This window comes from Klebsiella sp. CN_Kp088 (genome assembly GCF_040064335.1).
Classification (GTDB): Bacteria; Pseudomonadota; Gammaproteobacteria; order Enterobacterales; family Enterobacteriaceae; genus Klebsiella; species Klebsiella aerogenes.
Map to the genome: position 1 here is coordinate 28494 of NZ_JBEAIQ010000019.1, position 17452 is coordinate 45945.

The following is a 17452-nucleotide window of genomic DNA, read 5'->3' on the forward strand; positions in this document are numbered from 1 at the left end:
ACGAAATTAGCACAGTCGGCAAAAGTGTGAGCCAGCGTTTATCCGAGCAGCGTGAGGCGAAAATCGCGCGGTGTCGAGCCGGTCATCGCCTTGAACTGGCGGCTAAAGGCGCTGTGATCGGTATACCCGCACTGCAGGGCGATATCGGTAATCGGCGTATCGCCAGCCAGCAGTTCGGTAGCTTTTTCCAGCCGCACTTTGTGGATCATTTGCCGCGGAGTGAGATGAAAGATCCGTTTGCAGTAGCGTTCGATCTGCGCAATCGACATTCCGCTTAAGGCGGTTAACTCTTCCATGGCGATCGGCCGGTGATAATGGCGGCGGATATGATCGTCGACGATCGCCAGCCGCTGCCACGCCGGATGGCGGGCGTGGGCCTCCTGCAGATCGTGCGAGATCCCAGCCATGCCGATCACCTGCCCGCTGATATCGCGTAGCGCCAATTTCTGCGTCAGGCACCAGCCGCGCTCGCGGCCATTGTAGAGATGCATTTCCAGCTGATCGCGCAGGGTCACGCCTTCCCGTAGTACCCGAAGATCCTGCTCGGTGTAACCCTGGCCCAGCGCGGAAGGAAAGACATCGGCGGAGGTTTTGCCCAGCAGCGAGGAGACGCTTTTGAAACCACAGCGGCGGGCCAGCGTCAGGTTCGCCAGCAGATAGCGCGCCTGACGATCTTTGATAAAAAAGACCACATTAGGGATGGCATTGAGCAGGGGCGCAATCAGCGCCAGCGCATTCAGCAGCGCGGGCATATTTTCCGGCCGCTGGCGCGCCAGCCCTTCGCAGATCTGGCTCAGCTCATCGACGGCCAGCTCAGGTTGGTTAACCGCCCGCGGCGGCGGCGCATCAGAAACACCGATCATAAGGCCTCCTCATGGTAAGTGACCGAAGGATATTTATTCACTTTCCGTTAACACCTCAAGCAGCAACCGTCGGTTTTGCGATCCTGGATCCGCTTTACGCCTTCCCCTGGTTTAGCCACTGGCACAATGGTCGCTTTCGGTTTACCACAGCATTAAACAAATGATTAATAAGAAATAACTATGTGAAATAGAAATATACCGCGCTCATTACTGTGCAGATTTCGTCATTTTCTCTGACGAAAGCGCTCAAGCAGGCCGGGAAAGGTTGCGCCAGCATGATGAAACATGTTGTTAACTTCCGGAGAGTCTGATGACCGCGCCACGCCCCCCTATTACGCTGAGAGCTATTGATTCACACACCGGCGGCGAACCGACCCGCCTGATCGTTGACGGATTCCCCGACCTCGGCGGCGGCGGCATGGCGGAGCGCCGCGACCGCTTCGCCCGCGACTTCGACCATTGGCGTCAGGCGGCCATTCTCGAACCGCGCGGTAATGACGTACTGGTCGGCGCGCTGCTGTGCAAACCGGTCTCGGCGGCGGCTACCGCTGGCGTGATTTTCTTCAACAACGCCGGTTTTCTGAATATGTGCGGCCACGGCACTATCGGGCTTATCGCCTCGCTGGCCTGGCTTGGGCGTATCAAGCCTGGCGTACATCTGATTGAAACACCGGTCGGCGACGTAAGCGCCACGTTGCACGACGATGGCAGCGTATCGGTGCAAAACGTCCCGGCCCGCCGCTGGAAAAAACAGATCCGCGTTGAAACCGCGCTGGGTCCCGTCATCGGCGATATTGCCTGGGGCGGTAACTGGTTTTTCCTGATTAACGACCACCCGTTTGCCATTACCCCCGAACATATTCCACAGCTCACCGACTACGCCTGGGCAGTGCGCGAGGGGCTGGAAGCCGCGGGGATCCGCGGCGACGACGGAGGAGTTATCGACCATATCGAACTCTTCGCCGATGACGATACCGCCGACAGCCGCAGCTTCGTACTCTGTCCGGGAAAGGCCTGGGATCGCTCGCCGTGCGGTACCGGCACCAGCGCCAAGCTGGCCTGCCTGGCGCAGGATGGCAAGTTGCAGCCGGGGGAAATCTGGCGGCAGGCCAGCATCATCGGTAGCCAGTTTACCGCCAGCTACCAGCGCACCGCTGAAGGCATCATCCCAACGATCCGCGGCGAAGCCTGGGTCTGCGGCGATAACCAATTGATCCTCAACCCTGACGATCCCTTCTGCTGGGGGATCGCGCCGTGAAGCAGTGCGACGTCATCGTGATCGGCGCCGGGATCATCGGCGCCGCCTGCGCGTGGCAGCTGGCGAAGCGGGGGCAGAGCGTGACGCTTATCGATGACGGTCAGCCTGGCGCGACGGCGGCCGGTATGGGCCATCTGGTGTGCATGGATGACGACCCCGCCGAGCTTGCCTTGTCGGCGTGGTCGCTGGAACGCTGGCGCGCTATCACGCCACGGATGCCCGACAATTGCGCCTGGCGCGGCTGCGGTACGCTGTGGCTGGCGGAAAGCGAAGAAGAGATGGCCGGGGCTGGCGACAAACAGCGGCGGATGGCCGGCCATCAGGTGCACAGCGAACTCCAGACCCCGCAGCAGATCGCCGGGCGCGAGCCGCTGCTGCGCGACGGACTGGCCGGCGGCCTGTGGGTGCCAGGCGATGGCATCGTCTACGCGCCGAACGTCGCCCGCTGGTTGATTACTGATGCCGGAAACCATCTTACCTGCCTGCGCGATAGCGTACAGACGATCGAAGAGCCGCAGGTGCTGCTCGCCAGCGGCCAACGGCTACAGGCGCGGGCAATCGTGGTGGCCTGCGGACTTGAAGCCAACGCGCTGTTAGCGGAAAACTGGCTGCGACCGAAAAAAGGCCAACTGGCGATTACCGATCGCTACCAGCCGCGGGTGCATCACCAGCTGGTTGAGCTGGGTTACGGCGCCAGTGCCCACGGCGGCGGCACCTCGGTGGCGTTTAACCTTCAGCCGCGGCCAACCGGCCAGCTGCTAATTGGCTCTTCGCGTCAGTTTGATAACCGCGAGCGCGAGTTGGATCTGCCGTTGCTGGCGCAGATGCTCGATCGCGCCCGCCACTTCGTGCCGGCGCTGGCGACGTTGAATATCATCCGCTGCTGGAGCGGCCTGCGCGCCGCCTCGCAGGATGGCAACCCGCTGATCGGCCCGCACCCCACCCGCCGTGGTTTATGGCTAGCGCTGGGCCATGAAGGGCTGGGCGTCACCACTGCCCCGGCCTCGGCTGAACTGCTGGCGGCGCAGATCCTCGATGAACGCTGCCCATTGGCTCCCGACGCCTGGCTCCCGGCTCGTTTATCTCAACAGGAGGCGATCGCATGAATGCCACGCTCACTATCATCGTTGATGGCGAAGCGCTGACGGTGCCGGAAGGGATCAGCGTGGCGGCGGCCCTGGCGTTGACCGGCGACCCCACCACCCGCCAGGCGGTTAACGGCGGCCTCCGCGCGCCGTTTTGCGGCATGGGCGTCTGCCAGGAGTGCCGGGTCACCGTCGATGGCCTACGGGTACTGGCCTGCCAGACCCTGTGCCGGTCCGATATGCAAATAGAAAGGAGCCGCGATGAACACGCTGCGCTGTGACATTTTAATCCTCGGCGCCGGCCCCGCAGGGATGGCGGCCGCGCTCTCCGCCGCCGCCTGCGATAAACAGGTGATTATTCTCGACGATAATCCCGCCCCTGGCGGGCAAATCTGGCGTGCCGGTCCGCAGGCGACGCAGCCCGCCCTGGCCCGGCGCTACCGCGACGCCATCGTCGCGTCTGCCGCCATCCGGTTAGTGAACGGCGCGCGGCTGATTGCCCGCCCCTCCGCGTACAGTGTGCTGTTTGAAACCGCCGACGGCGGTGGTGTGGTTTACTGGCAGAAACTGATCCTCTGCTGCGGCGCGCGCGAGCTGTCGCTGCCCTTTCCCGGCTGGACCTTACCCGGCGTGACCGGCGCGGGCGGCCTGCAGGCGCAAATCAAACAGGGCCTGGCGCTGAAAGGAGAAAAGGTGGTGATTGCCGGCAGCGGTCCGCTACTGCTGGCGGTGGCGGATACGGTGAACAAGGCCGGAGGCGAAGTGACGAATATCATTGAGCAAGCGCCGCTACCGGCACTGCTGCGCTTCGCCGGTGGGCTGTGGCGCTGGCCGCAGAAGCTGCGCCAGTTAGCGACGCTGGCTCCGAAAGGCTATCTTAGCGGCACGCAGGTGATCCGCGCTCACGGCACAACGCGGCTGGAAGCCGTTACGTTGCGCCAGCGCGGCGTCGAGCGAACTATCGCCTGCGATCGGCTAGCTATCGGCTACGGGCTGATACCCAATATCGAGACGGCGCTGCTGTTTGGCTGCGCCACGGCGCAGGAGGCGATACAGGTTAACCGCTGGCAGCAGACCAGCATCGCGGATATCTACGCCGCCGGCGAGTGCACCGGTTTCGGCGGTAGCGAACTGGCGCTGGCGGAGGGCGAAATCGCCGGTTTTGCCGCCGCCGGGGCCAGCCATCAAGCGCAGGCGTTATTTGCCCGCCGCGCCCGCTGGCAGCGCTTCGCCGACGCCATAAACCGCGCCTTCCGGCTGGCGGAATCTTTGAAAAACGCGGCGACGCCGGAGAGCCTGCTGTGCCGCTGCGAGGATGTGCGCTGCGGCGATGTGGCGGCAGCCGGAGGCTGGCCGCAGGCCAAACTTACCCAGCGCTGCGGAATGGGCGCCTGTCAGGGGCGCACCTGCGCCGCCAGCGCCCGCTGGTTATATGGCTGGCCGCTGCCGCAGCCGAGAGAACCGCTGGCCCCTGCCCGCGCGGAAACGCTTATTGCCCTCGCCAGGTTGAGCGCCGAGCCGTAACCGCTACTCTTCTTCATCACCGCGCCCGGCAGGGACGCCAAGCGCAATAAACTCCTCCAGCAGCGTGGTCAACTGACGCATCTTCTCCGCCGTAAACTGCGCTTCTATCTGCCGGTAGGCCTCTTCCACCTGCGCCTGGGCGCTCTCATACAGCGCCAGCCCGGCGGGCGTCAGCGACAGGTAGAGCTTGCGCTGATCGTTGACCGGTTTTAAACGCAACACTAAACCGTCGCGCTCCATGCGCGTCAGAATCCCGGTCAGGCTGGGGCGCAAAATGCAGGCGCGCCATGCCAGGTCGTGGAAATCCATCGATGGGTTTTCCGCAAGGATACGCACAATACGCCACTGCTGTTCGGTCAGGTTGTGGCGTTTGACGATCGGCCGGAAATGGGCCATCGCCGCTTCCCGCGCCTGCAGCAGCGCAATGGTTAATGAATCATGCATGGTATCCCCTCAACAACGCTCACCAAAACTTATTAACAATTTAATAATTAGCCATAATCCTGCCATGTACAACCGGTTTCTGCACCTGAAAAGTACCAGCCGTCATTAAAAATAAATACATCTATATGATAAATAATAAATAAATAAAAAATATGTAAATATTGTGTTAATCCGATCACAAAACATTTACTTCTATTTGCCAAACCGGCGCGCAAAGAATAAAAGATTATCATTAACATATTAATGAAATTCCTTCGAATCGATAATCAGTACCAGAGGAGTGGTGAATGAAAGGTACCATCTTCGCCGTTGCGCTCAATCATCGCAGCCAGCTCGACGCCTGGCGCGAAGCGTTTCAACAGGCCCCCTACAAGACGCCGCCGAAAACCGCGGTCTGGTTCATCAAACCCCGTAATACCGTGATTGGCGATGGCGAAGCCATTCCCCATCCGCAGGGCGAGACCGTACAAAGCGGCGCGACGGTGGCGCTGATTGTCGGCAAAACCGCGCGTAAAGTGGCGGCGGAAGAGGCCGCAGACTATATCGCCGGCTACGCGCTGGCTAACGACGTTAGCCTGCCGGAAGAGAGTTTTTATCGCCCGGCGATCAAGGCCAAATGCCGCGATGGCTTCTGCCCCATCGGCGCGCTGTCGGCGGTGCGCAACGTCGATAACCTGACCATCATCACCGAAATCAACGGCCGCGAGGCGGATAGCTGGCATACCGGCGATCTGCAGCGTAACGCCGCGCAGCTGCTTAGCGCCTTAAGCGAGTTCGCCACCCTCAATCCCGGCGACGCGATCCTTATCGGCACGCCCCACTCTCGCGTCACGCTGCGCCCCGGCGACCGCGTACGAATTCTCGCCGACGGTTTCCCGGCGCTCGAAAACCCGGTTGTCGCAGAAGGAGAGCTGGCATGAAACAGGCACGTATTGAATGGCAGGGACAGGTACGCGACGTGCTGGTCGATGAACGCGACCAGGTGCGCCTGCCCGATGGCACGGTATTGAAAGAAGGCGAATTCCGCTGGCTGCCGCCCGCCGACGGCACGCTGTTCGCGCTGGGGCTGAATTACGCCGACCACGCCAGCGAGCTGGAGTTTAAACCGCCAACCGAGCCTTTGGTGTTCATCAAAGCGCCAAACACCTTTATTGGCCACCAGCAGCAGTCGGTACGCCCGGATAACGTCGAATACATGCACTACGAAGCCGAACTGGTGGTGGTGATCGGGAAAACCGCGCGCCGCGTCAGCGAAGCCGAGGCTATGGATTATGTCGCTGGCTATACCGTGTGTAACGACTACGCGATCCGCGACTATCTGGAAAACTACTACCGCCCGAACCTGCGGGTGAAAAGCCGCGATACCCTGACGCCGATTGGCCCGTGGATCGTCGCCAAAGAGGCGATCCCGGATCCGCATAATCTGGCCCTGCGCACCTGGGTCAACGGCGAACTGCGCCAGCAGGGCACCACCGCCGATCTGATCTTCAGCATCCCGTTCCTCATCGCTTATTTAAGCGAATTTATGACCCTGCAACCGGGCGACATGATCGCCACCGGCACGCCGAAAGGGCTATCCGATGTGGTGCCGGGCGACGAGGTGATCGTTGAAGTCGAGGGCGTGGGCCGCCTGGTCAACCATATCATCAGCCAGCAAGCGTATGAGGAGACACTGTCATGAAAAAGATTAACCATTGGATTAACGGTAAAAACGTTGCCGGCGCAGACTATTTTCATACCACCAACCCGGCCACCGGCGAGGTACTGGCTGAAGTCGCCTCCGGCGGCGAAGCCGAAATCAACCAGGCGGTAGCGGCGGCGAAAGAGGCCTTCCCGAAGTGGGCTAACCTGCCGATGAAAGAGCGCGCGCGCCTGATGCGCCGCCTGGGGGATCTGATCGATCAGAACGTCCCGGAGATCGCGGCGATGGAAACCGCCGATACCGGCCTGCCTATCCACCAGACCAAAAACGTGCTGATCCCGCGGGCGTCGCATAACTTCGAATTTTTCGCCGAAGTGTGCCAGCAGATGAACGGCAAGACCTATCCGGTCGATGACAAGATGCTCAACTACACCCTCGTGCAGCCGGTTGGCGTCTGCGCGCTGGTGTCGCCGTGGAACGTGCCGTTTATGACCGCCACCTGGAAGGTGGCGCCGTGCCTGGCGCTGGGCAATACCGCGGTGCTGAAAATGTCCGAGCTGTCGCCGCTGACCGCCGATCGTCTGGGCGAGCTGGCGCTGGAGGCCGGGATCCCGGCTGGCGTGCTCAACGTGGTGCAGGGCTATGGCGCCACCGCTGGCGACGCGCTGGTACGCCATCATGATGTGCGCGCCGTCTCCTTCACCGGCGGCACCGCCACCGGGCGCAACATCATGAAAAACGCCGGCCTGAAAAAGTACTCCATGGAGCTTGGCGGAAAATCGCCGGTGCTGATTTTTGAAGACGCCGATATCGAGCGCGCGCTCGACGCCGCGCTGTTCACCATTTTCTCGATCAACGGCGAACGCTGCACCGCCGGTTCGCGCATTTTCATTCAGCAGAGTATTTATCCGGAGTTCGTCAAACGCTTCGCCGAGCGCGCCAACCGCCTGCGCGTGGGCGATCCGACCGATCCGAATACCCAGGTCGGCGCGCTGATTAGCAAGCAGCACTGGGAGAAAGTGTCCGGCTACATTCGCCTCGGCATTGAAGAGGGCGCCACCCTGCTGGCCGGCGGCGCGGATAAACCGTCCGACCTGCCGGCGCATCTGAAATCCGGCAACTTCCTGCGCCCGACGGTGCTGGCGGATGTCGACAACCGCATGCGCGTCGCCCAGGAAGAGATTTTTGGCCCGGTCGCCTGCCTGCTGCCGTTCAAAGACGAAGCGGAAGGGCTGCGTCTGGCCAACGATGTGGAATACGGTCTGGCGTCGTACATCTGGACCCAGGACGTCAGCAAAGTGCTGCGCCTGGCGCGCGGTATTGAAGCCGGGATGGTGTTCGTCAACACCCAGAACGTGCGCGACCTGCGCCAGCCGTTCGGCGGCGTGAAGGCCTCCGGCACCGGCCGCGAAGGCGGCGAATACAGCTTTGAAGTATTCGCCGAAATGAAAAACGTCTGCATCTCGATGGGCGACCATCCGATCCCGAAATGGGGAGTCTGATATGGGTAAGTTAGCGTTAGCAGCAAAAATCACTCACGTGCCGTCGATGTATCTGTCTGAGCTGCCGGGGAAAAACCACGGCTGCCGTCAGGGCGCGATCGACGGGCATAAAGAAATTGGCAAGCGCTGCCGTGAAATGGGCGTTGATACCATCATCGTGTTCGATACCCACTGGCTGGTCAACAGCGCCTACCACATCAACTGTGCCGACCATTTTCAGGGCGTCTACACCAGTAACGAACTGCCGCATTTTATTCGCGACATGACCTACGACTACGACGGCAACCCGGAGCTGGGCCACCTGATTGCCGACGAGGCCGTCAAGCTTGGCGTACGCGCCAAAGCGCACAATATTCCGAGCCTGAAGCTGGAGTACGGCACCCTGGTGCCGATGCGCTACATGAATAGCGATAAGCATTTCAAAGTGGTGTCCATTTCCGCCTTCTGTACCGTTCACGATTTTGCCGACAGCCGCAAGCTGGGCGAGGCCATCCTCAAGGCCATCGACAAATATGACGGCACCGTAGCGGTGCTGGCCAGCGGTTCGCTGTCGCATCGCTTTATCGACGACCAGCGCGCCGAAGAGGGGATGAACAGCTATACCCGCGAGTTTGATCATCAGATGGATGAGCGCGTGGTGAAGCTGTGGCGCGAGGGCAAATTCAAAGAGTTCTGCACCATGCTGCCGGAGTACGCCGACTACTGCTACGGCGAAGGCAACATGCACGACACGGTGATGCTGCTCGGCCTGCTGGGTTGGGATAAATACGACGGCAAGGTGGAGTTTATCACCGAGCTATTCGCCAGTTCCGGTACCGGCCAGGTTAACGCCGTGTTCCCGCTGCCGGCGCAGGCGTAAGGAGGCCGTATGCCGCATTTTATCGCCGAGTGTAGCGACAATATCCGCGAACAGGCCGATTTACCGGGGCTGTTCGCTAAAGTCAACGAGGCGCTGGCCGCCACCGGCATCTTTCCGATTGGCGGCATTCGTAGCCGCGCCCACTGGCTCGATACCTGGCAGATGGCCGACGGCAAGCATGATTACGCCTTCGTGCATATGACCCTGAAGATCGGCGCCGGGCGCAGCCTTGAGAGCCGTCAGGAGGTGGGCGAAATGCTTTTCGCGCTGATCAAAGCCCACTTTGCCGCGCTGATGGAGAGCCGCTATCTGGCGCTGTCGTTCGCCATGGAAGAACTCGACCCGACGCTGAACTACAAACAGAACAACGTGCACGCGTTATTTAAATAATACATCGAGGCTCAAGCAGGTAGCCCGGCCGAGCAACGCGACGCCGGGGTTTGCTCCGGGCCACCCCGGGGTCGGCGTAAACGCCTCGCCCGGGCTACTCGATTGTGCACATTTCCGGTAATGCCACAGGAATCTCTATGCTCGATAAACAGACCCGTACCCTGATTGCCCAGCGGCTGAACCAGGCCGAAAAGCAGCGTGAACAGATCCGCGCGATCTCGCTGGATTATCCGTCGATCACCATTGAGGACGCCTACGCCGTCCAGCGCGAGTGGGTCGAGATGAAGATCGCCGAAGGCCGCGTGCTCAAAGGCCACAAGATCGGCCTGACCTCTAAAGCGATGCAGGCCAGTTCGCAGATCAGCGAGCCGGACTACGGCGCGCTGCTCGACGATATGTTTTTCCACGACGGCAGCGATATTCCCACCGACCGCTTCATCGTGCCGCGTATCGAAGTCGAGCTGGCCTTCGTTCTGGCCAAACCGCTGCGCGGCCCGAACTGTACGCTGTTTGATGTCTACAACGCCACCGACTACGTTATCCCGGCGCTGGAGCTTATCGACGCGCGTTGCCACAACATCGACCCGGAAACCCAGCGTCCGCGCAAAGTGTTCGACACCATCTCCGACAACGCCGCCAACGCCGGGGTGATCCTCGGCGGCCGGCCGATTAAACCGGACGAGCTCGACCTGCGCTGGATCTCCGCCCTGCTGTATCGCAACGGCGTGATTGAAGAGACCGGCGTCGCCGCGGGCGTACTCAATCATCCGGCCAACGGCGTGGCCTGGCTGGCCAACAAACTGGCGCCATACGATGTCCAGCTCGAAGCCGGGCAGATTATCCTCGGCGGCTCCTTCACCCGCCCGGTCCCGGCGCGCAAGGGCGATACCTTCCACGTCGACTACGGCAACATGGGCGCCATCAGCTGCCGCTTTGTTTGAGGAGAGCAACATGAACAACGCATTTAAAGAGGCGCTCAAGGCCGGGCGTCCGCAAATCGGCCTGTGGCTTGGGCTGTGCAGCAGCTACAGCGCCGAACTGCTGGCCGGCGCGGGCTTCGACTGGCTGCTGATCGACGGCGAACACGCGCCCAACAATGTACAAACGGTGCTGACCCAGCTTCAGGCCATTGCGCCCTACCCCAGCCAGCCGGTGGTGCGTCCGTCGTGGAACGATCCGGTACAAATTAAACAACTGCTGGACGTCGGCGCGCAAACCCTGCTGGTGCCGATGGTGCAGAACGCCGAAGAAGCGCGGCTGGCGGTCAGAGCCACCCGCTACCCGCCTGCCGGCATTCGCGGCGTCGGCAGCGCGCTGGCCCGCGCCTCGCGCTGGAATCGCGTCCCGGATTATATCCACCGGGCCAATGACGCCATGTGCGTACTGGTGCAGATTGAGACCCGCGAAGCGCTGAAAAATCTGCCGCAGATCCTCGATGTCGAAGGGGTGGATGGCGTGTTTATCGGCCCGGCGGATCTCAGCGCTGATATGGGCCACGGCGGCAACCCACAACACCCGGAAGTGCAGGCCGCCATTGAAGATGCCATCCAGCAAATCCGTCAGGCCGGTAAAGCGCCGGGGATCCTGATGGCCAATGAACAGCTGGCGAAACGCTATCTCGAACTGGGCGCGCTGTTCGTCGCCGTCGGCGTCGATACCACCCTGCTGGCCCGCGGCGCAGAAGCGCTGGCGGCCCGTTTTACCCACACCGCAACCACCACAACCGATAACAATAAATCCGTCTATTGAACGGATAATGTGGAGCGCAACATGACTACCTCTACCCTGCAACACAATGATAATAAAGCCGTTGAAGTAGAAAACCGGGTGATCAAAAAGCTGTTCCGCCGTCTGATCACCTTCCTGTTTGTTCTCTTTGTTTTCTCATTTTTGGATCGCATTAATATCGGCTTCGCCGGCCTGACGATGGGTAAAGATCTTGGCCTGACCTCCACCATGTTCGGCCTGGCGGCGACGCTGTTCTACGTCACCTACGTGCTGTGCGGGATCCCCAGCAATATCATGCTGGCGAAAGTTGGCGCGCGCCGCTGGATCGCCGGGATCATGGTGGTCTGGGGGATCGCCTCGACCTGCACCATGTTCGCCACCAGCCCGCATACGCTGTACATCCTGCGCATGCTGGTCGGCATCGCCGAAGCCGGTTTTCTGCCGGGGATCCTCGTCTATCTGACCTGGTGGTTCCCGGCCTATCATCGCGCCCGCGCCAACGCCCTGTTTATGATCGCCATGCCGGTGACCATGATGCTCGGCTCGATACTTTCCGGCTATATCCTGGCGCTCGACGGCCTGTGGAACCTGAAGGGCTGGCAGTGGCTGTTTCTGCTGGAAGGCCTGCCGTCGGTGGTGCTCGGCGTCGTCACCTGGTTCTTCCTCAACGACACGCCGGATAAAGCCAACTGGCTGGACAACGAAGAGAAACAGGCGCTGAAGGCGATGATCGATCGCGAACGGGAACATGCGGCGATCGTCCCGGCTTCGCCGCGTTCCACGCTGCGCGAAGTACTGACGCCAGCGGTGCTGATGTATACCCTCGCCTACTTCTGCCTGACCAATACCCTCAGCGCCATTAATATTTGGACGCCGCAGATCCTGCAGAGCTTCAACACCGGCAGTAGCAACATCATGATTGGCCTGCTGGCGGCGATCCCGCAGTTCTGCACCATTTTCGGCATGATCTGGTGGAGCCGCCGCTCCGACCGGCGCAAAGAGCGCAAGATGCATACCATCCTGCCCTACCTGTTCGCCGCGGCGGGTTGGCTGCTGGCTTCGGCAACGCACCACAGCCTGATCCAACTGATCGGCATTATTATGGCTTCGGTGGGATCCTTTACCGCGATGGCCATTTTCTGGACCACCCCGGATCGGGTGATCAGCCTGCAATCGCGCGCGGTGGCGCTGGCGGTGATCAACGCCATCGGCAACATCGGCTCTGCCGTCAGCCCGCTGTTGATCGGCATTTTGCGCGATACCACCGGCAGCTTTAGCTCCGGGCTGTGGTTTGTCGCCGGGCTGCTGATTGTCGGCGCGCTGGTGCTCACCCGCATTCCGATGAGCCAGCGCGAGGACGCCGCCGCCGCGCCGGGCTTAGCGGCGCAAAAAGGCCACTAAGGAGCGGGTATGTGCCAGCATTCAATCGCCAACATCGACATCAATAAAGATTACGACGAGAGTCTGGGCACCGAAGAGGTGCACTATCAGTCGTTTGCCCGCATGGCGGCCTTTTTTGGCCGCGACATGCAGGCGCATCGCCACGACCGCTATTTTCAGATGCACTTTCTTGATACCGGACAGATTGAGCTGCAGCTTGATGACCACCGCTATTCGGTGCAGGCGCCGCTGTTTGTGATAACACCGCCCTCGGTACCGCACGCCTTTATTACCGAGTCCGATAGCGATGGTCACGTGTTGACGGTGCACGAAGAACTCATCTGGCCGCTGCTGGAGGTGCTTTATCCCGGCACGCGGGAGACCTTCGGTCTGCCGGGGATCTGCCTGTCGCTGGCGGATAAACCCGACGAGCTGGCGGCGCTGGCGCACTACTGGCAGCTGATTCGCCGTGAATCCACCGCTCAGCTGCCGGGGCGCGAGCATACCCTGGCGCTGCTGGCGCAGGCGGTATTTACCCTGCTGCTGCGCAACGCCAGGCTCGACGATCATGCCGCCAGCGGCATGCGCGGCGAGCTGAAATTATTCCAGCGCTTTAACCAGATGATCGACAGCCACTTCCATCAACACTGGACGGTACCGGATTACGCCAGCGAGCTGCATCTGACCGAATCGCGGTTGACCGATATCTGCCGCCGCTTCGCCAACCGCCCGCCGAAGCGGCTGATATTCGACCGCCAGCTACGCGAGGCGAAGCGGCTGCTGCTGTTTTCCGATAGCGCGGTCAATGAGATAGCCTGGCAGCTGGGGTTTAAAGATCCCGCTTATTTTGCGCGCTTTTTTAGCCGCCAGGTCGGCTGCTCGCCAAGCAGTTACCGGGCGCAAAAAGTACCGGTGTCTTAATACCCCGGCGGCGCGGCGCTTGCCGGGGCTACAGACCGTAGGGCGAGTCAGCGCCGCGCCGCCCGCCAAAAGCTGCAGAGATCACAAAATTCACTCCCGCCTGAAAAGTACCCGCCGTTGTCGCAAACGTCCCTTCACGACAAGCGCAATAACCGCTTCAATTAAACAACAAAAACAAAACATATATTTAACATTATTATTCCGATAAATACTGAAGAGGCCCCTATGAAACCTGAAGATTTCCGCGCCGACGCGAAACGCCCGTTAACTGGCGAAGAGTATTTAAAAAGCCTGCAGGATGGCCGCGAAATTTATATCTACGGCGAGCGCGTGAAGGATGTCACCACGCATCCGGCCTTCCGTAATGCCGCGGCTTCCGTCGCTCAGCTGTACGATGCGCTGCACAAACCGGAGATGCAGGATTCCCTGTGCTGGGGCACCGATACCGGTAGCGGCGGCTACACCCATAAATTCTTCCGCGTGGCGAAAAGCGCCGACGATCTGCGCCAGCAGCGCGACGCCATCGCCGAATGGTCGCGCTTAAGCTACGGCTGGATGGGCCGCACCCCGGACTACAAAGCCGCTTTCGGCTGCGCGCTGGGCGCCAACCCGGCGTTTTACGGCCAGTTCGAGCAGAACGCCCGCAACTGGTACACCCGCATTCAGGAAACCGGCCTGTACTTTAACCACGCTATCGTCAACCCGCCGATCGACCGCCACAAGCCGGCTGATGAAGTGAAGGATGTCTACATCAAGCTGGAAAAAGAGACCGATGCCGGGATCATCGTCAGCGGCGCGAAAGTGGTCGCCACCAACTCGGCACTGACCCACTACAACATGATCGGCTTCGGCTCCGCACAGGTGATGGGCGAGAACCCGGACTTCGCGCTGATGTTCGTCGCGCCGATGGATGCCGAAGGCGTCAAGCTTATCTCCCGCGCCTCCTATGAGATGGTCGCCGGCGCGACCGGATCGCCGTACGACTATCCGCTTTCCAGCCGTTTCGACGAGAACGACGCGATTCTGGTAATGGATAAGGTGCTGATCCCATGGGAGAACGTACTGATTTATCGCGACTTTGACCGCTGCCGCCGCTGGACCATGGAAGGTGGTTTCGCCCGCATGTACCCGCTGCAGGCCTGCGTGCGCCTGGCGGTAAAACTCGACTTTATCACCGCCCTGCTGAAGCGTTCTCTGGAATGTACCGGCACCCTCGAATTCCGCGGCGTACAGGCCGACCTTGGCGAAGTGGTGGCGTGGCGCAACATGTTCTGGGCGTTAAGCGATTCCATGTGCTCGGAAGCGACGCCGTGGGTCAACGGCGCATGGCTGCCGGATCACGCCGCGCTGCAGACCTATCGCGTGATGGCGCCGATGGCCTACGCCAAGATCAAGAACATCATCGAGCGTAACGTCACCAGCGGCCTGATTTATCTGCCGTCCAGCGCCCGCGATCTGAACAACCCGCAGATCGATCAGTATCTGGCGAAGTACGTGCGCGGCTCCAACGGTATGGATCACGTTGAACGTATCAAGATCCTCAAACTGATGTGGGACGCCATCGGCAGCGAATTCGGCGGCCGCCATGAACTGTATGAGATCAACTACTCCGGTAGCCAGGATGAAATTCGCCTGCAGTGTCTGCGCCAGGCGCAGAGCTCCGGCAATATGGACAAAATGATGGCGATGGTCGACCGCTGCCTGTCCGAGTACGACCAGAACGGCTGGACGGTGCCGCATCTGCACAATAACGCTGATATCAACATGTTGGATAAGCTGCTGAAGTAATTCACAGCGGGAGGTCATAATGCAATTAGATGAACAACGCCTGCGTTTTCGCGATGCCATGGCCAGCCTGTCGGCTGCGGTTAACGTTGTCACCACCGCAGGCGAAGCCGGCCGCTGCGGCATTACCGCCACGGCGGTTTGCTCGGTGACGGATACGCCGCCATCGGTGATGGTTTGTATCAACGCCAACAGCGCGATGAACCCGGTCTTTCAGGGCAACGGCAAGTTGTGCATCAACGTGCTGAACCACGAACAGGAAATCATGGCCCGTCATTTCGCCGGGATGACCGGGGTGACGATGGAAGAGCGGTTTGCCCTCAGCGGCTGGCAGCAGGGCGCGCTCGGACAGCCTGTACTGAAGGGTTCGCTGGCCAGCCTCGAAGGCGAGATTAGCCAGGTGCAAACCATTGGTACCCACCTGGTGTATCTGGTGGAGATCCGCAATATTACCCTGAGCCCGCAAGGGCACGGCCTGATTTACTTTAAACGCCGTTTCCACCCGGTGATGATGGAAATGGAAGTCGCGGTGTAATGGCCTCGCCTGCCTCTCCCCGGATAACGGGGAGGGGCAATACAGATTCGCGTTAGCGTTCCTGCCGGGCAAACTGTGTCAGCGCCGCGCCGCCTGCGCGTTCAGCTTGCCCTGCGTCACCGCCGGCTGGTTCTGCTCTTTCTCCTTGTCACATAGCGGACTCATAATATTATGAACAAACTTCTTCTGAACGTGAACTAGAATCCTTCAACCTTAAAAAGGCGCGAAAGAATAATTCCGATACCTAGTACCCCTCCTCCCACACTCCCGATTTTTATGCCTTGTAGGATATCATTCCATGACAATTGAAATTCATCACCCAGAATCCATAGTACTGTAACAAAAAAAATTTTTGCCAATAGCCCAGTAATAATTACAGAGAACATACAGACAAAAAATATGCAAAAACTAGCGATCATTTTTCTTTTTAAAAGAAAGATTGAACTACTCATTTCTTAACCTTATTGATAATTTCTTGAGTTTCAACACTGCCGTATTCTGTGCGAAAGGAACCAGTTATGTTTCCTGTTGCTCAAGGAATTTTACTTGGCGATATTTCTTTCGATATTCCAATCAGCCCTTTTATTTCCGTATATTTTAATCTAACGGGATCAAATTTGGGGTCCCATCCACCAGTTATCCATTTACCGATTGTATTTGCAGTAGGCTTCACTACATAATGACCAACCCCATATCCTAATCCAGAGCCAACACTACTTGTTATAGCCCCAACCATGGGGTCATCTCCTTTAATATAACTTGATGTTGCTCCACCTGCCGCATTCCATCCCACAGTTCCTAACCAACCAGTTTTTGCGGTTGCTGCTCCAACCCAAGTCGCTATCAACGCATCTGTGTAATTCACTTCACGAGTCGTGGCATATTGTATTGCAGTATTGGCTCCGCCATTGATGGCAGCTGTTATCAGAGCCCCCTTTGGCAATATACCTAACCCAACAGTACCTGCCAGATGGGCTGATACTACTGCATTCCCTTTTGCCACATCTTCTGCAAGTTTTCCTTTACAGTCTGTATCGCAGTCTGACGTCTGGCTGTGAATGATTTCCGCCACATACAAGCTCACTGCCCCGCTCGCCGCCTGCGCCAGGTTGCCACCCGCCAGACCCTGCATCGTCGCCGTTACCGCCTGCGCCACCTTCTGGTACTTTCCGCCCGTATCGTAGTCCGCCGTCGCCGTCCGGCTCACCTGCGCGCTGATTTGCTCCTCGCTCGGGCTGGCATTCCCTCCCGCTACCAGCTTCGCCCGCGCCGCTGCCCGCGCCGCCGGGTCGCTCTGCGCCGCCTGCGCGTTCAGCTTGCCCTGCGTCACCAGCACATCACTCACCTGGCGCCCGATTTCACCTATCTTCTGCGCCGTCGCCAGACGGTTCTGCTCTTTCTCCTTATCAAATATCGGACTCAGCGTCTGGTTCGCATGCGCCGCATCCCGGCTTAACCCCGTCACGTCCTGCTGCTGATTCGCGCCGTCGCGGATAACCGCCGATAACTCGATCCCGGCTCACTAGCCGAGATCTT

At 59.8% G+C, this 17452-nt stretch carries 18 protein-coding genes; 15 read left to right on the plus strand and 3 right to left on the minus strand.

Features of this window, described 5'->3' with window-relative positions:
• Positions 1 to 38: 38 nt before the first annotated feature.
• Positions 39 to 863, minus strand: coding sequence for an AraC family transcriptional regulator (locus ABLV08_RS09815; protein WP_015368421.1), 825 nt, complete (start codon positions 861 to 863; stop codon positions 39 to 41).
• A gap of 310 nt (positions 864 to 1173) precedes the next feature.
• On the opposite strand from ABLV08_RS09815, the gene ABLV08_RS09820 reads away from it, so the two are divergent.
• Genes ABLV08_RS09820 through ABLV08_RS09835 form a run of 4 tightly spaced genes read left to right on the plus strand, consistent with a single transcriptional unit; the run spans position 1174 to position 4730 of the window.
• Complete coding sequence (locus tag ABLV08_RS09820; RefSeq protein ID WP_015368422.1) at positions 1174 to 2121, plus strand: 4-hydroxyproline epimerase; 948 nt, start codon at positions 1174 to 1176, stop codon at positions 2119 to 2121.
• Positions 2118 to 3227, plus strand: coding sequence for an FAD-dependent oxidoreductase (locus ABLV08_RS09825; RefSeq protein WP_015368423.1), 1110 nt, complete (start codon positions 2118 to 2120; stop codon positions 3225 to 3227). The genes ABLV08_RS09820 and ABLV08_RS09825 overlap by 4 nt, the downstream gene beginning before the upstream one ends.
• Positions 3224 to 3487 (plus strand): (2Fe-2S)-binding protein, encoded by a 264-nt coding sequence (locus ABLV08_RS09830; protein WP_020079694.1) that lies wholly within the window; start codon positions 3224 to 3226, stop codon positions 3485 to 3487. The genes ABLV08_RS09825 and ABLV08_RS09830 overlap by 4 nt, the downstream gene beginning before the upstream one ends.
• Complete coding sequence (locus ABLV08_RS09835; protein ID WP_015368425.1) at positions 3468 to 4730, plus strand: FAD/NAD(P)-binding oxidoreductase; 1263 nt, start codon at positions 3468 to 3470, stop codon at positions 4728 to 4730. Before ABLV08_RS09830 ends, ABLV08_RS09835 begins: the two co-directional genes overlap by 20 nt.
• Before the next feature lie 3 nt (positions 4731 to 4733).
• Here ABLV08_RS09835 and hpaR read toward each other — a convergent pair whose 3' ends face one another.
• Positions 4734 to 5174, minus strand: a complete 441-nt coding sequence (gene hpaR, locus ABLV08_RS09840; RefSeq protein ID WP_015704296.1) for a homoprotocatechuate degradation operon regulator HpaR — start codon at positions 5172 to 5174, stop codon at positions 4734 to 4736.
• 287 nt (positions 5175 to 5461) lie between these two features.
• Here hpaR and ABLV08_RS09845 point away from each other — a divergent pair, with 287 nt between their 5' ends.
• The 11 genes from ABLV08_RS09845 (at position 5462) to ABLV08_RS09895 (ending at position 15916) form a co-directional block, all read left to right on the plus strand.
• Complete coding sequence (locus ABLV08_RS09845) at positions 5462 to 6094, plus strand: fumarylacetoacetate hydrolase family protein (protein WP_032709810.1); 633 nt, start codon at positions 5462 to 5464, stop codon at positions 6092 to 6094.
• Positions 6091 to 6855 (plus strand): fumarylacetoacetate hydrolase family protein, encoded by a 765-nt coding sequence (locus ABLV08_RS09850; protein WP_009485356.1) that lies wholly within the window; start codon positions 6091 to 6093, stop codon positions 6853 to 6855. Before ABLV08_RS09845 ends, ABLV08_RS09850 begins: the two co-directional genes overlap by 4 nt.
• A complete protein-coding gene (hpaE, locus tag ABLV08_RS09855) occupies positions 6852 to 8318 on the plus strand; it encodes a 5-carboxymethyl-2-hydroxymuconate semialdehyde dehydrogenase (protein WP_009485357.1) in 1467 nt (488 codons plus the stop codon). Before ABLV08_RS09850 ends, hpaE begins: the two co-directional genes overlap by 4 nt.
• Before the next feature lies 1 nt (position 8319).
• Complete coding sequence (gene hpaD, locus ABLV08_RS09860; RefSeq protein WP_009485358.1) at positions 8320 to 9177, plus strand: 3,4-dihydroxyphenylacetate 2,3-dioxygenase; 858 nt, start codon at positions 8320 to 8322, stop codon at positions 9175 to 9177.
• Between the two features lie 9 nt (positions 9178 to 9186).
• Positions 9187 to 9567, plus strand: a complete 381-nt coding sequence (locus ABLV08_RS09865; protein WP_015368431.1) for a 5-carboxymethyl-2-hydroxymuconate Delta-isomerase — start codon at positions 9187 to 9189, stop codon at positions 9565 to 9567.
• Between the two features lie 137 nt (positions 9568 to 9704).
• Entirely contained in the window at positions 9705 to 10508 is an 804-nt protein-coding gene (hpaH, locus tag ABLV08_RS09870; protein WP_002887487.1) for a 2-oxo-hept-4-ene-1,7-dioate hydratase, read from the plus strand.
• A gap of 10 nt (positions 10509 to 10518) precedes the next feature.
• Positions 10519 to 11316 carry a 4-hydroxy-2-oxoheptanedioate aldolase gene (gene hpaI / locus ABLV08_RS09875; protein ID WP_015368432.1) on the plus strand — a complete coding sequence of 266 codons (798 nt, stop codon included), beginning with the start codon at positions 10519 to 10521 and terminating at the stop codon, positions 11314 to 11316.
• A 21-nt stretch (positions 11317 to 11337) separates the two neighbouring features.
• Positions 11338 to 12696, plus strand: coding sequence for a 4-hydroxyphenylacetate permease (gene hpaX / locus ABLV08_RS09880; protein WP_348855794.1), 1359 nt, complete (start codon positions 11338 to 11340; stop codon positions 12694 to 12696).
• 9 nt (positions 12697 to 12705) lie between these two features.
• On the plus strand, positions 12706 to 13596 hold the full coding sequence (gene hpaA / locus ABLV08_RS09885; RefSeq protein ID WP_015368434.1) for a 4-hydroxyphenylacetate catabolism regulatory protein HpaA: 891 nt from the start codon (positions 12706 to 12708) through the stop codon (positions 13594 to 13596).
• 225 nt (positions 13597 to 13821) lie between these two features.
• Positions 13822 to 15384, plus strand: coding sequence for a 4-hydroxyphenylacetate 3-monooxygenase, oxygenase component (hpaB, locus tag ABLV08_RS09890; RefSeq protein WP_002887473.1), 1563 nt, complete (start codon positions 13822 to 13824; stop codon positions 15382 to 15384).
• A gap of 19 nt (positions 15385 to 15403) precedes the next feature.
• Positions 15404 to 15916 carry a 4-hydroxyphenylacetate 3-monooxygenase reductase subunit gene (locus ABLV08_RS09895; protein ID WP_002887467.1) on the plus strand — a complete coding sequence of 171 codons (513 nt, stop codon included), beginning with the start codon at positions 15404 to 15406 and terminating at the stop codon, positions 15914 to 15916.
• Positions 15917 to 16448: 532 nt separating this feature from the next.
• Here the strand turns inward: ABLV08_RS09895 and ABLV08_RS09900 are convergent.
• On the minus strand, positions 16449 to 17381 hold the full coding sequence (locus ABLV08_RS09900) for a hypothetical protein (RefSeq protein ID WP_348855795.1): 933 nt from the start codon (positions 17379 to 17381) through the stop codon (positions 16449 to 16451).
• Between the last annotated feature and the right edge of the window lie 71 nt (positions 17382 to 17452).

Coding starts and splice junctions, on each gene's coding strand:
- hpaD (WP_009485358.1), top strand. CDS start 8,320: ATGGGTAAGTTAGCGTTAGCAGCAAAAATCACTCACGTGCCGTCGATG.
- ABLV08_RS09850 (WP_009485356.1), top strand. CDS start 6,091: ATGAAACAGGCACGTATTGAATGGCAGGGACAGGTACGCGACGTGCTG.
- ABLV08_RS09815 (WP_015368421.1), bottom strand. CDS start 863: ATGATCGGTGTTTCTGATGCGCCGCCGCCGCGGGCGGTTAACCAACCT.
- ABLV08_RS09895 (WP_002887467.1), top strand. CDS start 15,404: ATGCAATTAGATGAACAACGCCTGCGTTTTCGCGATGCCATGGCCAGC.
- hpaI (WP_015368432.1), top strand. CDS start 10,519: ATGAACAACGCATTTAAAGAGGCGCTCAAGGCCGGGCGTCCGCAAATC.
- ABLV08_RS09835 (WP_015368425.1), top strand. CDS start 3,468: ATGAACACGCTGCGCTGTGACATTTTAATCCTCGGCGCCGGCCCCGCA.
- hpaA (WP_015368434.1), top strand. CDS start 12,706: ATGTGCCAGCATTCAATCGCCAACATCGACATCAATAAAGATTACGAC.
- hpaB (WP_002887473.1), top strand. CDS start 13,822: ATGAAACCTGAAGATTTCCGCGCCGACGCGAAACGCCCGTTAACTGGC.
- hpaX (WP_348855794.1), top strand. CDS start 11,338: ATGACTACCTCTACCCTGCAACACAATGATAATAAAGCCGTTGAAGTA.
- ABLV08_RS09830 (WP_020079694.1), top strand. CDS start 3,224: ATGAATGCCACGCTCACTATCATCGTTGATGGCGAAGCGCTGACGGTG.
- ABLV08_RS09820 (WP_015368422.1), top strand. CDS start 1,174: ATGACCGCGCCACGCCCCCCTATTACGCTGAGAGCTATTGATTCACAC.
- ABLV08_RS09845 (WP_032709810.1), top strand. CDS start 5,462: ATGAAAGGTACCATCTTCGCCGTTGCGCTCAATCATCGCAGCCAGCTC.
- ABLV08_RS09865 (WP_015368431.1), top strand. CDS start 9,187: ATGCCGCATTTTATCGCCGAGTGTAGCGACAATATCCGCGAACAGGCC.
- hpaR (WP_015704296.1), bottom strand. CDS start 5,174: ATGCATGATTCATTAACCATTGCGCTGCTGCAGGCGCGGGAAGCGGCG.
- hpaE (WP_009485357.1), top strand. CDS start 6,852: ATGAAAAAGATTAACCATTGGATTAACGGTAAAAACGTTGCCGGCGCA.
- hpaH (WP_002887487.1), top strand. CDS start 9,705: ATGCTCGATAAACAGACCCGTACCCTGATTGCCCAGCGGCTGAACCAG.